At 72.2% G+C, this 13843-nt stretch carries 14 protein-coding genes; 8 read left to right on the top strand and 6 right to left on the bottom strand.

Annotated features, from left to right (window positions below; genetic code table 11):
- Positions 1–358: 358 nt before the first annotated feature.
- Both BLV01_RS17100 and BLV01_RS17105 read left to right on the top strand, forming a co-directional pair.
- Complete coding sequence (locus BLV01_RS17100; protein ID WP_091802400.1) at positions 359–1603, top strand: glycosyl hydrolase family 8; 1245 nt, start codon at positions 359–361, stop codon at positions 1601–1603.
- A 286-nt stretch (positions 1604–1889) separates the two neighbouring features.
- Positions 1890–2423 (top strand): hypothetical protein, encoded by a 534-nt coding sequence (locus tag BLV01_RS17105; protein ID WP_091802403.1) that lies wholly within the window; start codon positions 1890–1892, stop codon positions 2421–2423.
- Positions 2424–2534: 111 nt separating this feature from the next.
- Here BLV01_RS17105 and BLV01_RS17110 read toward each other — a convergent pair whose 3' ends face one another.
- On the bottom strand, positions 2535–2741 hold the full coding sequence (locus BLV01_RS17110; protein ID WP_091802406.1) for a hypothetical protein: 207 nt from the start codon (positions 2739–2741) through the stop codon (positions 2535–2537).
- Positions 2742–2979: 238 nt separating this feature from the next.
- On the opposite strand from BLV01_RS17110, the gene BLV01_RS17115 reads away from it, so the two are divergent.
- On the top strand, positions 2980–3768 hold the full coding sequence (locus BLV01_RS17115) for an N-acetylmuramoyl-L-alanine amidase (RefSeq protein ID WP_091802409.1): 789 nt from the start codon (positions 2980–2982) through the stop codon (positions 3766–3768).
- A 151-nt stretch (positions 3769–3919) separates the two neighbouring features.
- On the opposite strand, the gene BLV01_RS17120 is transcribed toward BLV01_RS17115, so the two are convergent.
- The 3 genes from BLV01_RS17120 to BLV01_RS17130 form a co-directional block, all read right to left on the bottom strand.
- Complete coding sequence (locus tag BLV01_RS17120) at positions 3920–4417, bottom strand: RidA family protein (RefSeq protein WP_091802412.1); 498 nt, start codon at positions 4415–4417, stop codon at positions 3920–3922.
- Positions 4414–5001, bottom strand: coding sequence for an NADPH-dependent FMN reductase (locus BLV01_RS17125; protein ID WP_091802415.1), 588 nt, complete (start codon positions 4999–5001; stop codon positions 4414–4416). Before BLV01_RS17125 ends, BLV01_RS17120 begins: the two co-directional genes overlap by 4 nt.
- 177 nt (positions 5002–5178) lie before the next feature.
- The gene (locus BLV01_RS17130) at positions 5179–6444 is read right to left on the bottom strand and encodes an APC family permease (protein ID WP_254782671.1); all 1266 of its coding nucleotides are present in this window, start codon (positions 6442–6444) and stop codon (positions 5179–5181) included.
- 607 nt (positions 6445–7051) lie between these two features.
- Between BLV01_RS17130 and BLV01_RS17135 the strand changes: the two genes are divergently transcribed.
- Together BLV01_RS17135 and BLV01_RS17140 are read left to right on the top strand one after the other, a co-directional pair.
- Positions 7052–7234: a hypothetical protein gene (locus tag BLV01_RS17135; RefSeq protein WP_057948996.1), complete on the top strand. Its 183-nt coding sequence runs from the start codon at positions 7052–7054 to the stop codon at positions 7232–7234.
- Between the two features lie 481 nt (positions 7235–7715).
- Positions 7716–8519: a lytic transglycosylase domain-containing protein gene (locus BLV01_RS17140; RefSeq protein ID WP_091802425.1), complete on the top strand. Its 804-nt coding sequence runs from the start codon at positions 7716–7718 to the stop codon at positions 8517–8519.
- Positions 8520–9021: 502 nt separating this feature from the next.
- On the opposite strand, the gene BLV01_RS17145 is transcribed toward BLV01_RS17140, so the two are convergent.
- Together BLV01_RS17145 and BLV01_RS17150 are read right to left on the bottom strand one after the other, a co-directional pair.
- Positions 9022–10167: a PQQ-dependent sugar dehydrogenase gene (locus BLV01_RS17145; protein WP_091802428.1), complete on the bottom strand. Its 1146-nt coding sequence runs from the start codon at positions 10165–10167 to the stop codon at positions 9022–9024.
- Between the two features lie 367 nt (positions 10168–10534).
- Positions 10535–11038, bottom strand: a complete 504-nt coding sequence (locus BLV01_RS17150; RefSeq protein ID WP_091802431.1) for a hypothetical protein — start codon at positions 11036–11038, stop codon at positions 10535–10537.
- A 324-nt stretch (positions 11039–11362) separates the two neighbouring features.
- Between BLV01_RS17150 and BLV01_RS17155 the strand changes: the two genes are divergently transcribed.
- Genes BLV01_RS17155 through BLV01_RS17165 form a run of 3 tightly spaced genes read left to right on the top strand, consistent with a single transcriptional unit; the run spans position 11363 to position 13598 of the window.
- Complete coding sequence (locus tag BLV01_RS17155; RefSeq protein ID WP_091802434.1) at positions 11363–11551, top strand: CPXCG motif-containing cysteine-rich protein; 189 nt, start codon at positions 11363–11365, stop codon at positions 11549–11551.
- Complete coding sequence (locus tag BLV01_RS17160; protein WP_217633529.1) at positions 11548–12474, top strand: TolB family protein; 927 nt, start codon at positions 11548–11550, stop codon at positions 12472–12474. The genes BLV01_RS17155 and BLV01_RS17160 overlap by 4 nt, the downstream gene beginning before the upstream one ends.
- On the top strand, positions 12471–13598 hold the full coding sequence (locus tag BLV01_RS17165; protein WP_217633530.1) for a winged helix DNA-binding domain-containing protein: 1128 nt from the start codon (positions 12471–12473) through the stop codon (positions 13596–13598). The genes BLV01_RS17160 and BLV01_RS17165 overlap by 4 nt, the downstream gene beginning before the upstream one ends.
- The last annotated feature ends 245 nt before the right edge of the window (positions 13599–13843 follow it).

The raw sequence follows: 13843 nt of genomic DNA on the forward strand, positions 1-13843 counted from the left end.
CAACGCGAGCCGGCGCGCGACACCCCACCGGCGAATGCAACCGCGGGCACGCGTATACCGCGACTGCGCGCACCCGCCGCGCTAAGACGAAAGTCGATCTGCGAACCCGCGCATACGCGTTCATGCGCGCGATGACGGCGGTCGCGCTTTGCCGCGTCCGCCCGCGCTAGCCTGCTTGCGCCCGCGGCGGCGCTGCATGCGCGCTGCCGCGGTTCCCATCGACCGCGCGAGCGGCGCCGTCCGCGTCTGCTGCGCTCCTCTCTCCCGCTGCCGTCGCGGCGCGGGCGCGCCGCGCCCGCGTGCGGCGCCGCCTGCGCGGTCGCCCTTCGATGTTCCGTTCCGTTACCGGAGACCTCCCATGCAGCAAGCCCACGTCCGCCCGCGCCGCGGCGGCAAGCGCCTCGCCCTGGTCCTGGCCGCCGCCGCCGTCCTCGGCGTCTCGCTCGCCGCCCAGGCCGCGCCGAACTATCCCTTCGCCAGCCATCGCCAGGCCTATGTCGCCGGCACCCTGAGCCCCAGCGTCGGCCGCGCCGCCGCCGACCAGTCCACCGCCTCGTTCTACCGCACCTGGAAGCAGCGCTACCTGGTGGCGGGCTGCAAGGCCGGCGAATACCGGGTCAAGGCCTCCACCTCCGACGCCTACGTGGTCTCGGAAGGGCAGGGCTACGGCATGCTGATCACGGTGATGATGGCCGGCAACGATCCCGACGCGCAGGCGCTGTTCGACGGACTGCATCGCTACAACCGCGGCCACCCGAGCAACCAGAACCCCGCCTTGCTGGCCTGGGCCCAGGACGTCAACTGCAAGAACGTCTCCGGCGCCGACTCGGCCACCGACGGCGATCTCGACATCGCCTACGCGCTGCTGCTGGCCGACCTGCAGTGGGGCTCGGCCGGTTCGATCAACTACCTGGCCGAAGCGCGCAAGGTGATCGCCGCGATCCGCAGCAGCAACGTCAACGCCAACACCAAGCTGGTCACGCTCGGCGACTGGGTCAGCAGCAGCGAGCCGAACTATTACAACGCCACCCGCAGCTCGGACTGGATGCTCGGCCACTTCCGCGGCTTCGCCAGCAAGCTCGGCGACAGCTACTGGACCGGCGTGCTCGACGCCCACCAGAACTTGATCGTGAAGATGCAGGGCAGTTACGCGCCCAACACCGGCCTGCTGCCGGACTTCATCGTCAACACCAACACCACCGCCAAGCCGGCGCCGGCGAACTTCCTGGAAGCCGACACCGACGGCTGGTACTCGTGGAACGCCGGCCGGGTGCCGTGGCGCATCGGCATCGACGCCGCGGTCAGCGGCGACAGCCGTTCGCGCAACGCCGCGCGCAAGCTCAGCCAGTGGGTCAAGGTCAAGGCCGGCAACAACGCCAACAACATCCGCAGCGGCTACAAGCTCGACGGCACGGTGACCGAGAACTACAACAGCACCTTCTTCACCGCGCCGTTCGCGGTCGCCGCCACCGTCGACAGCGACCAGGCCTGGCTCGACAAGCTGTGGACCTACCTCGCCAACGGCAGCACCAGCGATTACTACGGCGACAGCGTCAAGCTGCTGTCGATGCTGGCGGTGTCGAACAACTGGCTCAAGCCCTGAGCGAATCCCCGGGGTGGATAGCGGCCGGCGGGTCCGCGCGCAGCGCGGGCCCGCCGGCATGGCGGACCCCAGCGGCCCGATTCGGCAAGCAGCCGGTCGGGCTTCTAGGTCGAAAGGCTATGGAATTGTGTCGACGATCTCCTTTAGGATCGGCTGCCGATCGCGTTGGGGAACGCATCGCAACCCGGTTCCCGGTGGGGCCGGGCACACCAACCATGGAAAGGCGGGCGGCGCATTCGCCGCCGCCGCGGCGTCCGCGCCGCCATCGACCGAAGCAAAGGGAGCCATGCGCAAGATGAAGTCGAATCGCTTTTCGTTGAGCCGCTGCGTAGCGGCTCTGGTCCTGGCCGGCGCATGTGCGGCCGCGTCCGCGGCCGGCGAACCCCAGCCCTTCGATGCGGCGGCGGTGCTCGCCCAGCAGAAGCAGATCCGCAGCGACGTCGAGGCCGGCCGCGGCGACTACGCCAGGCTCGACCCGGCCCAGCGCGAGGAACTGCGCACGCGCCAGGATCGCCTCGACCTGGTGCTGCAAGGCCGCGGTTACGACCAGCTCAGCGCGGCCGAGCGCGAGCAGGCGCAGCAGGACCTGCAATGGATCCGCCAGGCCGGTGGTACGGCTTCGGTCCCTACGGCTTCGGTCCCTGCGGCCCCAGCGGCCCCTGTCGCCGCGGCGGCGCAACCGGAAGAAAAGGTCCGCTGCGAGCGCGTGCGCGCGATCGGTTCCAACCGGACCGAGCGCGTGTGCACCACGGCTTCGCAACGCCACGAGGCGCAGAAGAACCGCGTCGAACCCCAACTCGACCGCGCCGGCGCGCGCTGAGCGCAGCGCATGCGCGCGGCCGGTGTGCGGCGGCGCGCCGGGGGCGTCGCCGCCGCGCCGTGCAGGCCGTGCGGTCTCGCTGTCGTACTGCGTTCGCCCGAACCGGTCGGTTCAGTCGCAGCACCGGCACGGCTGGCCGTTGCCGGGGTTCCACCCCGGCAGGCCGCCGCAGCGGTCCTGGCAGACCTTGAGGCTGCACAAGGCGCGGTTCGGCGGCGCCGACGAGGCGGCCTGGACGGCGAATCCGAATCCGAACGCGGCCACGGCGAAGGCGCCGAGCCAGAGGCGGGCGATGCGGCGGGTGCGGGAAAGATCCATGGCGTGGCTCCGTTGCGGCACGATGGCGCGGCAGGTCCGCGCGTGGCGACTGTAGGCCCGCGCATCGCCGGCAACCGGCGATCGCGTCACCGAATGCCGGCGCGATGACACTTGTAAGGCGCAGGCCCTGCACACCTGCGGCCTCGACGGACCGGGTCGCAACCGGCGCAGCGCGGCCGCGCCGGCACCGCGCCCGGCATGTTCTACACTCGGGTTTTCGCCGCCGCCCGCCTGCCGCATGACACTGCGCTGCCTTCCGTTGACCGCCGTCCTCGCCGCCGCGTTCGCGCTCGCCGGTTGCGCCAGCGCGCCGCCGCACAATCCGTTGGCGCAGTGGCGCGGTTCGCCGAACCACAACGAGCGGCGCGCGCAGTCGATCGTGCTGCACCACACCCAGATGGATAGCGCGCAGGAAGCGCTGCGCACGCTGCAGACGGCGAATTCGCAGGGGCGGGTCAGCGCGCACTACCTGGTCGGCGAGGACGGACGCATCTATCAGCTGGTGGCCGAGGATCGGCGCGCGTGGCACGCCGGCGCCGGACGCTGGGGCGAGATCGGCGATCTGAACTCGGTCTCGATCGGCATCGAACTGGACAACGACGGCAGCGAGCCGTTCGCCGAAGCGCAGCTGCAAAGCCTGTTGCGCCTGCTCGACGACCTGACCCGGCGCCTGGGCATCCCGCGCCAGGCGATCCTCGCCCACGGCGACCTCGCGCCGAGCCGCAAGAGCGACCCCAGCGTGCTGTTTCCCTGGAAGCGCCTGGCCGATGCCGGCTTCGGCCTGTGGCCGCGCGAACCGCTCGCGCCGCCGCCAGCGGGCTTCGATCCGTGGACCGCGCTGCGCCTGGTCGGCTACGACCTGCGCGACCCGGGCGCGGCGCTGGCTTCGTTCCATCGCCGCTTCCGCGGCAACGAAGCGCGCGAGTGGCAGGCCGGCGATGCGGAGGTGTTGTACGACCTGCAGCGGCAACTGGTGGCGCTGCCCGAAGGCGCGCCGCCGCCGCTGCCTGCGCCGCCGTTGCGGTGAGTTGCGGCGGCGCGGCGACCTGAGCGGAGAGCGTCGGGGCTGAAGCCCGTCCCACACGGCTTGAGCGCGCAACACGGCTTTTGTGGGAGCGGCTTCAGCCCCGACGCCTTTCGACTCGCCCAGATGGATCGGCCATCGCAGCCCGCGCCGCTCAAGCGACCGCCACCGCCTCGATCTCCACCAACCACCCGGGATTGACCAATCCCGCCACCTGCACCCGCGTACGCGCCACCAGCTGCGGTTGCTCCGGCGTGCCGAACCAGCGCGCATACGCGCGCGAGAAGCCTTCGTTGTCCATGCGCCCGCCCAGCGCCGGGTCGCCGACCACATACACGCGCAGTTGCACCAACTCGCCCATCGTCAGTCCGAGCCTGTGCAAAGTGCTTTGCAGTTCGCGCAAGGTCCCGTCGGTCTGGGCGAAGGTATCGCCGTAGGCGGCGGTGCTGTCGGCCGGCGCCGAGGCGTCGATCAGCGGCGGCGTATGCCCGCTGAGCAATACCAGCTCGCGCCCCGCCGGCACCGTCGCCGCGGCCAGGAACGGCAGCGCGCCGCCACAGGCCAGCAGGCGGTCGCCCGCCTGCGGTCCCTGCGCGTGGCCGTCGCCGCCGTCGAAGCGGTGCCGGCGCACCGTCGCGCCCGCGCCGCTCATGCCGCCGCCTCGGTCGCGCGCTCGTACGGCATCGTCTCGCGCGCGTTGCGCAGGGCCAGCGCCCACCAGCGCATCCGCGCCAGGGCGATGTCCATCGCCGCGTGCGCGGCCTGCGGCTCGCGCAGTTCGCCGTCGGGGCCGAACTGGCGCCAGGCGTGGACCAGGCTGACGCCGTCGCGCAAGGTCGCCGCATGCAGTTCGCCGAACACCTGGCGCAACTGCTCGATCGCGCGCAGCCCGCCGGAACTGGCGCCGTAACTGACGAAGGCCACCGGCTTGGCCCGCCACGGTTCGTAGCAGGCGTCGATCAGCGCCTTCAGCGCGGCCGGATAGCCGTGGTTGTATTCGGGCGTGACGATCAAGAACGCATCGGCCGCGTGCAAGCGTTCGCGCAGCCGCTGCAGCTGCGCCTCGTCGGCGCGGCTGGGGCGGCCCGACAGCGGCCATTCGGCCGGATCGATGCGATCGCTGTCGAAGCCGCCGTGGCGGGCGATGCGGCGCTGCGCCCACTCGCCGACCACGTCGCAGAAACGGCCTTCGCGCGCGCTGCCGTAGACCAGCGCGAGGCGGAGATTGGAAACCATGGCGGAAGCACCCTTGGGGGAAGTGCTTGGCAGGCTAAGACCTCAACCAAGCTTCAGGTCAAGCGCGTTCGACCCGAAGCCCCTGCAGGCGCTGCGCAAGCTGCGGCCGCGGCGCCGCACGTGCGTCGCAGGCGCCGTTTCGCGGTCGCAGTTGCCGCAACGCGCGCCCCGTCGCGATCACACCGCCGCTTCCGGCGCGCGCCGTAGCTTGTAGATCACCGCGCCCACCACCAGCGCGATCGCCGCGGCGATCAGGTTCTGCGCGCTGGCGCTGGCCAGCAGCCCCAGCGACAGCACGATCGCCGCGATCGGGATCAACGGCCCGCCCGGCAGGTGCAGCGCGCCCTCGCGGCCGCGGTGGCGCTTCTGCAATACCAGCACCGACACCGCGGTGCCGATGTAGGTGCACAGCCGCGCGACCACCGACAGCAGCGCCAACTGCTGGAACGAGCCGGTCAGCGCCAGCGCCAGCGCGACCGCGCCGAGCAGCAGCACCGCCCGCGCCGGGGTGTGGAAGCGCGGATGGATCGCGCCGAGCGCGCGCGGGCCGTAGCCGTCGCGCGACAGCGCCAGCAGGTAGCGCGGGCCCATCATCACCGTGTTGCTGTTGGTGCCCAGGATCGAGATCGCCGCGCCGATGGTCAGCACCAGGGCCAGGCCGGTGCCGCTGAAATGCGCGGCCGCTTCGGCCAGCGGGCTGGACGAGGCGGCGATGCCGGGCAGGGTGCCCAGGGCGACCAACTGCACGGCGAAGTAGATGATCGTCACCAGCACGATCATGGTCAGCAGCGCGAACGGCACGTCGCGGCGCGGGTTGCGGTATTCGCCGGCCGCCGCGGGCAGGTTCTCGAAACCGGCGTAGGCGAACAGCAGCAACAGCGCCGCTTCGCCGAGGTGGTCCATCGGCAGCGGCGCATCGGAATGCAGCAAGGTGGGGTCGAAGTAGAACGCGCCGATCGCCACGAACAGCACCAGCGGCACCAGCTTGCCGATCGCCAGGGCCACGCCGGCGCGCGCGGCGGTGCGCACGCCGAGCACGTTGATCAGCACCAGCAGGCCGAGCGAACCGGCGACCACGAACACCCGCGCCGGCCCGGCCTTGGCCGCCGGCCAGAACAGCGCCACCGCCTCGGCCAGGCCGTTGCTGAGCGAGGCGGCGGTGGAGATGCGGGTGACCAGCAGCATCCAGCCGACTTCGAAGCCGGCGAACGGGCCGAACGCCTCGCGCGCATACAGGTAGCCGCCGCCGGGCTGGTCGAAATAGCTCGCCGCCTGCGCGTAGCACAGCACCAGCAGGGTCACCGCGAAGCCGGCCAGCAGCACCGCCCACAGGCTGGCCGGCCCGAGCAGCATCGCCGCGGTCGCCGGCAGCAGGTAGATGCCGCTGCCGATCACGTCATTGATCGACAGGCCGACGATCTGCCAGCGGCTGACCGCGCGCACGGTGCCGGACGGGCCGGATTCTGGGAGGGACGGGGAAGCCGCGGGTACGCGGACGGAAGTCGGCTCGCTCGACGGCTGGCTCAAAACGGGATTCCCCTCGCTCGGTGGCGGGCGGCGCGCGCGCGGCGGCCGCGATCGGGCCACCTTAGTGCCAGCGCGGCCGCCACTGCAATGCGCACTGCGGCATGTGCCGCGTGCGCATCGCCATGAGCGCGCCGCGGCCGGCGCCGACCGCCGCGCCGCCGGGCGCCGCCGCCGCGTTCGTAAACGTTTTGTTGCGTTCAGGCAGGCGGCGGGCGCGGCGCGCGCGATTAGCGATTACCCGATCACGGTTTGCGGCGCGATGACGTCGCGACCTAGCGCAGGCACGGCTGCGACTGGTTAAACAAACGTAGCCGCCGCGTGCGCGTTCGCGTTTGCGTTCATCGCGGTGACAGCAGTGTGCAGCCCGTGCCGTCCCACTTCCCCTGCGGCACGCGCAGCCGGCCGCGGCTGCGGCGGCCCCCTCGGTGTTCCCCCGCACCGCGCCGCAGCCGCGGCCGTAGCCATGAACCGGCCGAGCCGCGGCCCCGCGGGCCGGCCGAACAACCAAGAGGTGCATGCTTCCATGAAGATCGATCTCCGCACTGCCGCCTACGCTTCGATCGTGCTGGGCGCGCTGTCGCTCGCCGCGTGCGCGAGCAAGGGCGAAACCACGCCGGACGCGCCGGCCTCGTCTTCGAGCACGCCGTCCAGCGCCCCGGCCGACGCCGCGACCGCGCCGCCGCCGACCAGCGGCGACGGCGGCTGATCCGCGCGCCCGGCCGCCGGCACAGGCGGCCGGGCCCTGTTTTCGCGGGCGTGGTGCGGCCGGGCGAGTCGGCGGCATCGCGCCCGTTTTTTCCGATCGCGGCGGCGGCGAGAACGCCGCGGCTCAAGCCCCTCCCGCGTAGCGCCGTCCTCGACAAGCGGGCAACGACAACGACGGTGGCGGGAGGGGCTTGAGCCCCGGCGTTCTTGGTCGGATCGCTCGGCCGGATCGCGGCGTCCGATCGAAGGGCGTCGGGCCTGAAGGCCCTCCCACAAGAGCGGCTCCGCCGGCCGATCGCGCGACCGGCGCGGGCTGTTGTGGAGGGGCTTCAGCCCCGACGCTTTTGGCCCAGGTCGCCGCGCGCCAACGGATCGGGACGCATCGGGCCGCAACGCCGTCCGACAAACCTGAATGAACGTTTCCCCCGGCCCCTGACTTCCGGCGCTGTCCGGGCCGGCGCGCGGCCCTAGAATCGCGCCCCATGACCGCCCCCGCGCGCGCCCGTGCCGTTGCCCTGCGCCTGACCGCCGCCTTCGCCCTGCTGGCGCTGGCGAGCACGGCCGTGCAGGCGCGCACCGTGTACCGCTGCGTGCGCGACGGCACCGTCAGCCTCGCCACCGCGCCCGAGCCCGGCTCGCGCTGCGAGGCCCGGCAGATCGACGACAACGCGGTCAAGCTGCCCAACCTGTGGGGCGAGCTCGGCGTCATCAACGGCAACCTCTACGAGCGCCAGCAGGACGGCAAGACCGTCTACAGCACGCGCAACCTGCCCGGTTCGGTGCGGGTGATGGGCTTCACCGTGGAAACGCCGCCGGGCGAGCCGGCGCATCCGGGCCTGGGCAAGGTCGGCAAGCCGCAACTGGACAAGTTCGCCGCGCAGTTCCGCAGCGCCGCCAAGGCCAACGGCCTCGACGACGCCTGGCTGCGCGCGATCGCCCACGCCGAAAGCGGCTTCGACGCCAAGGCGGTGTCGAGCAAGGGCGCGCAGGGCGTGATGCAGCTGATGCCGGAAACCGCGAAGGAATACGGCGTGAGCGACCCGTTCTCGTCGGACGAATCGATCAAGGCCGGCGCGCGCCACCTCAAGTCGCTGCTGCGGCGCTACAACAACGACCTGACTCTGGCGACCGCGGCCTACAACGCCGGCATCGGCACGGTGACGCGCTACCGCGGCGTGCCGCCGTATCGCGAAACCCAGGAATACATCGCCAAGGTCGAGGCGCTGGTGCAGCGCTACCAACTGGCGCTGGACACGCGCAAGCCGGCGCTGCGCGCGGCGCAGTAGGGCGGCGTTCGACCCGGCCGCGTCGCGGTCGAGCCCTGGATGCCCGCGTTCGCGGGCATCACGGTAGGTGGGGTGCGTTGGCTGGGTGGTGCCGGGTCTGTGCCCGGCGGCGGCTGGCTTTTCGGCCGGACCTTGCCGCGTCTTTACCGGACGGCAAGCGGGTTTCGTCAGGCCGGTCTCGCCGCGTCTGCGTCAGAAGGTGTGTGGTTTCGGTCGGGCCGATTTCGCCTCTCCACGCAAGCGCATGGCTTTCGTCGAACGCGCCAAGCCCTGCACGCGCGAAGGCGCGTGGGTTTCGTCGAGCCGGTTTCGCCGCGCCGCCCGCAACCGTCATCCCCGCGAAGGCGGGGATCCAGAGACTTCAGCGCGAGGCCGCGATCCTTCGCGAGCCCGCAGCGCAAGCACGATCCGGGCCGGATTCCAGCCCATCGTCCCCAAAGGCCACAAACGAAAAGAGCGGGCCGAAGCCCGCTCCGTCCGTGCACCGCGCCGCGTCGCCGCGTCAGATCGGCGTCAGCCGCAGCAAGCGCGCGTTGGTGCCGTCTTCCAGCAGCCACACATCGCCGTTCGGCCCTTGCTCGACTTCGCGGATGCGCTTGCCCATCGGATAGCGCTCGGCTTCGGCCGCGGTGTTGCCGTTGAACTTGACCCGCACCAGCGCCTGCGAGGCGAGGCCGCCGATCAGGCCGCTGCCGGCCCAGTTCGGGAAGCGCGTGCCCGAATAGATCACGAAGCCGGCCGGCGCGATGACCGGGTTCCACCACGCTTCCGGCGCGTTGAGGTCGGGGCGGGTGTTGTGGCGCGGGATCGGGGTGCCGTCGTAGTGGTCGCCCTGCGAGACCAGCGGCCAGCCGTAGTTGGAGCCGCGTTCGATCAGGTTGAGTTCGTCGCCGCCCATCGGGCCCATCTCGTGGATCCACAGCTTGTTCTGCGCATCGAAGGCGATGCCGAGCAGGTTGCGGTGGCCGTAGGACCACACCGTCGCGGCCACGCCGCCGCGGTTGTAGAAGGGATTGTCGGTCGGCACGCTGCCGTCGTCGTTGAGCCGGATCACCTTGCCCAGCGGCGAGTTGAGGTCCTGCGCGGGATCGAACTTCTGCCGCTCGCTGGAGGTGATCCACAGCTTGTGGTCCGGGCCGAACGCGAGGCGGTGGCCGTAGTGGTTGCTGCCGGTGACCTTGGGCTGGCGCCACAGCACCTGAAGGTTGCTCAGCGAGCCGCCCGAGCTGGTGAGGTTGAGCTTGGCGCGCGCGACGGCGGCGCCGGCGGTGCCGCTGGTCGTGCCTTTCTCGGCGTAGCTGATGTAGATCAGGCCGTTGCTGGCGAACTGCGGATGCAGGATGACGTCGCCGAAACCGCCCTGGCCGCCGTAAGCGACGGTCGGCACGCCGGTGATGGTCTGCGCGCTGCCGCCGATGGTCAGCACCTTGAGCACGCCGCGCTTCTCGGTGACCAGCAGGCGGCCGTTGGGCAGGAAGGTCATCGCCCAGGGTTCGTTGAAGCGCGCCACTTCGGTGGCGGTGAACGGATTGGCCTTGGCCGCGCCCGCGTCGCCGGCCGGCGCATCGTGCGCCCAAGCGGTAGTGGCGGCGGCCGCGGACAGGGCCAGCACGGCAACGCACGACAGGCATAGCGTCTTGAGTTTCATCGGAGGTCTCCGGCGTGGGGCGTGAGGGGAGGCCGGCCGAGAGTGCCACCCGCTGCGCGCGCGATCTTGCGACCGCCTCGGCAGTTCATCGCCGCCGTGCAGGCATGGCGAACGATCTTCAACCGCGATCACGCGCGCAATGTGGCTTGCGCGCTAGGAAATCGTAAGCGCGCGAGATGGCCGCGCGCAGGCGCCCGCATCGGCGCTGTACGCAGGTCACGCGATTGCTGCAGGTGCGCGAAACCCGGATCGCACCACAGCGGCGAACGCGCGTTCGCTTGCGCAGCGGCGGGTGCGCGGACGCCGACGGCGCCCGCGTGCGCTCGCGCGTCCGCGGCCCGGCCCGCGTGCCGGCCCGGCCCGGTTTTCAGGCCAGGGCCTTGGGCGCGTCGAACGGCAGCAGCTCGACCCCGGCCGCGCGCGCCAGCACCCGCGCTTCGGCCTGGCCGAGCAGGTCGCGGTCGCCGTCGATCGCCACCAGGATGCGGCCGCTGCGGATGTGCGCATCGAACTTGCGCCGGATCGGATCGGGCAGCGCCGAACCCATCAGCGCCGAGGCCCAGCAACCGACCATGGCGCCGGCGGCGAGCGCCGCGGCGGTGCCGGCGAGGGTCAGGCCGATCGGCGTGACCACCACCGCCAGCAAACCGGCGAGCAGGCCGGCGGCGCCGCCGTAGCCGGCGCCGCGCAGCGCCGCAGGCATCAGGTCGGTATCGGCTTCCTTGCGCTCGTCGGGAATCGATTCCAGCTCGATGTCCGAGCGCGCGATCAGCAGGATGTCGTCGTCGCGCACGCCGGCCTCGCGCGCGGCGTCCATCGCCGCCTGCGCGCTGGCCAGGTCGGGAGCACTGAACACATGACGGGTCTTCATGTCGCCCTCCGCGCGCGCCGTCGCCGTCGCTGGCGTTCGCGAACGAACGCCGGTCGCATCCCCGGCCGGGCACGGCGGCGATGCCTGCACGGCCGTGGCGGTGCCAGCGTCCGCCGCGGCGGGTTAAAGCGCGGTGAGCCGCGCGGCGCCGTTCATCGGCCGGTTCGCGGCCGCGGCCCGGCGCACGAACCCGCCGCGGCCATGCTGCGCCGCGGCGTCCGGCCAGCGCCGCCCGGGATGAGGATCGTCACTGGACGCGACCGCGCCGGCCTCGCATCCTGCGGCCGCTGTCGCTTCGTTCCTCTTCTCTCATGGAGCCGCCGCATGTTGCCGAGCGTGGAAGTGCACTGTCCGTATTGCGGCGAACCGATCGAGCTGCTGGTCGACGATTCCGCCGGCGAGCAACGCTACATCGAGGATTGCCAGGTCTGCTGCCGGCCGATCGTGGTCGCGGTCAGCGTGGACGAGGACGGCGAGCCGCGGGTGGACGTGTTCGCGGAGAACGAGGCTTGAAGCAGGCCCTCGGCCTGTGCGCGGCGGGCCTGTGCCTGGCCGGCGCGGCCGCCGCCGCCGCCGCCGCGAGCGTGCCCGGCTACGGCGCGCGCGGCGAAAGCGTCGAACCGTGGGCGCCGGCGCGCATTTCCAGCCCGCGCTTCGAGTCGCACCCGGCGTTCGATCCGCGCACCGGCGACCTCTACTTCGTGCGCAGCGCGCCGGACTTCACCGGCTGGCGCATCCTCATGAGCCGTTGCGGGCCCGACGGCTGGAGCGAACCGGTGCAACCGCCGTTCGCCGGCGACGGGGTCGAGGCCGATCCCTGGTTCACTGCGGACGGCGCCACGCTCTACTTCATTTCCTCGCGCAGTCCCGACGGCGCGGCGGCGCCGCCCGGCCGCCCGCGCAAGGATCTCGACCTGTGGCGGGTCGACCGCGACGCGCAGGGGCGCTGGGGCCGGCCGCAGCGGCTGCCCGAGCCGGTCAACTCGCCCGGCGCGGAATGGTTCCCGCGGCTGGCGCCCGACGGCTGGCTGTATTTCGGATCGACCGGCCGTCCCGGCGGCCTGGGCAAGACCGACCTGTGGCGCGCGCGGCAGGGCCGCGACGGCGCGTGGACGGTCGAGAACCTCGGCCCCGACCTCAACACCGCCGACGACGAATACGAGCCGCTGGTTTCGGCCGACGGCCGGCGCATGGTGCTGATGGCGGCCGACGGCCTGTACCGCAGCGAACGCGGCGCGCATGGCTGGTCGAAGCGGGTCAGGTTCGGCCCGCGCATCGACGCCAACGGCAGCGAGATCGGCGCGCTGCTGTCGCCGGACGGGCATTCGATGCTGTTCGCGCGCGACCTCAAGGGCGAACGCTCCGGCGAACTGTTGCTGTGGCGCGACGGCCGCGGCGATCCGAACTGGCCGCCGCGCTGCCCGGTGCCGCGTTGAGCCCGCCGCTGTTGTCGGTGCGCGCGCTCAACCGCGCGCTGCTGGCGCGGCAATCGCTGCTCGAGCGCAGCGCGCAGTCGCCGCTGGCGATGGTCGAGCGCGTGCTCGGGCTGCAGGCGCAGGCGCCGAATCCGCCGTACCTGGGCCTGTGGACGCGGTTGCAAGGCTTCGCCCTCGACGAGCTGACGCAGGCGATGGTCGAGCGCCGCATCGTCCGCGCGACGATGATGCGCGGCACCCTGCACCTGGTCAGCGCCGCGGACTACCGCGCCCTGCGTCCGGTGCTGCAGCCGGTGCTGCAACGGCTGTCGCTGGCCAGCGGCCACGCCCGCGCGCTCAAGGGCGAGGCCCTGGCGACGCTGCGCCGCGCCGGCGTCGAGGCCTTGCGCGCCGCGCCGCTGAGCGCGACCGCGCTCGGCGAGGCCCTGCGCGCGCAGTGGCCCGGGCACGATTGCGACGAACTGGCGCGGCTGGTGCGCAATCTGGAGCCGCTGGTGCACGTGCCGCCGGCCGGCACCTGGGACTGGCACAAGCCGGCGGCGTTCGCGACCGCGCTGGACTGGCTCGGCGCCGCGGTCGCCGACGCGCCGGACGAGGACGCCATCGACGCGATGGCGCTGCGCTACCTCGGCGCGTTCGGGCCGGCCAGCGCGCGCGACCTCGCGGCGTGGTCGGGCCTGGCCGCGCCGGGCCAGCGGCTGCAGCGCCTGCGTTCGCGCCTGTGCGTGTTCCGCGACGAAGACGGCACCGAACTGTTCGACCTGCCCGACGCGTCGCGCCCGCCGCCGGAACTCGCGGCGCCGCCGCGGCTGCTGCCGGAATTCGACAACGTCCTGCTCGCCCACGCGCGGCGCGCGCGCATCCTCGACGAAGCGCTGCGGCCGGCGGTGTTCAGCCGCAACGGATTGGTCGCGGCGACCGTGCTGGTGGACGGTTTCGTCGCCGGGGTGTGGAAGCTGCAGCGCGATGCGCGCACCGCGACCTTGACGATCTCGCCGTTCCGCCGCCTGGCCGCGGCCGAGCGCGCCGAACTGCAGGCGCAGGCGGCCGATTGCCTGCGCGTGGCGGCGGCGGATCGCGAGACGCACGACGTGCGCTTCGCGCGCGTGCAGCGGCCCGCATAGCCGGATCGCCGCTCGATCGCCGCTTGCCTCGCGGCCGGGCCGGGAGCGTCGCGGCTGAAGTAGCTCCCGCAAAAGCAAAACATCGGCGCTGCATCGCTTCGCTTTCGTGGGAGCGACTTCAGCCCCGATGCTTTCCTCTGCGCGGCGAAACGCCCACCCGCCACCCCGCGACTTCGTAAAGGTTGTGTTGCATTCAGCCAATGCCGCCGAACGAAGCGCTAACGATTTGCCGCTGCGAGTCACGT

It is taken from the genome of Lysobacter sp. yr284 (assembly GCF_900107375.1).
Lineage (GTDB): Bacteria > Pseudomonadota > Gammaproteobacteria > Xanthomonadales > Xanthomonadaceae > Lysobacter.

Excerpts from the sequence above, each read along its gene's own strand:
- BLV01_RS17145 (WP_091802428.1), bottom strand. The coding sequence starts at position 10,167 with ATGAAACTCAAGACGCTATGCCTGTCGTGCGTTGCCGTGCTGGCCCTG.
- BLV01_RS17100 (WP_091802400.1), top strand. The coding sequence starts at position 359 with ATGCAGCAAGCCCACGTCCGCCCGCGCCGCGGCGGCAAGCGCCTCGCC.
- BLV01_RS17150 (WP_091802431.1), bottom strand. The coding sequence starts at position 11,038 with ATGAAGACCCGTCATGTGTTCAGTGCTCCCGACCTGGCCAGCGCGCAG.
- BLV01_RS17140 (WP_091802425.1), top strand. The coding sequence starts at position 7,716 with ATGACCGCCCCCGCGCGCGCCCGTGCCGTTGCCCTGCGCCTGACCGCC.
- BLV01_RS17105 (WP_091802403.1), top strand. The coding sequence starts at position 1,890 with ATGCGCAAGATGAAGTCGAATCGCTTTTCGTTGAGCCGCTGCGTAGCG.
- BLV01_RS17135 (WP_057948996.1), top strand. The coding sequence starts at position 7,052 with ATGAAGATCGATCTCCGCACTGCCGCCTACGCTTCGATCGTGCTGGGC.
- BLV01_RS17155 (WP_091802434.1), top strand. The coding sequence starts at position 11,363 with ATGTTGCCGAGCGTGGAAGTGCACTGTCCGTATTGCGGCGAACCGATC.
- BLV01_RS17115 (WP_091802409.1), top strand. The coding sequence starts at position 2,980 with ATGACACTGCGCTGCCTTCCGTTGACCGCCGTCCTCGCCGCCGCGTTC.
- BLV01_RS17120 (WP_091802412.1), bottom strand. The coding sequence starts at position 4,417 with ATGAGCGGCGCGGGCGCGACGGTGCGCCGGCACCGCTTCGACGGCGGC.
- BLV01_RS17110 (WP_091802406.1), bottom strand. The coding sequence starts at position 2,741 with ATGGATCTTTCCCGCACCCGCCGCATCGCCCGCCTCTGGCTCGGCGCC.
- BLV01_RS17125 (WP_091802415.1), bottom strand. The coding sequence starts at position 5,001 with ATGGTTTCCAATCTCCGCCTCGCGCTGGTCTACGGCAGCGCGCGCGAA.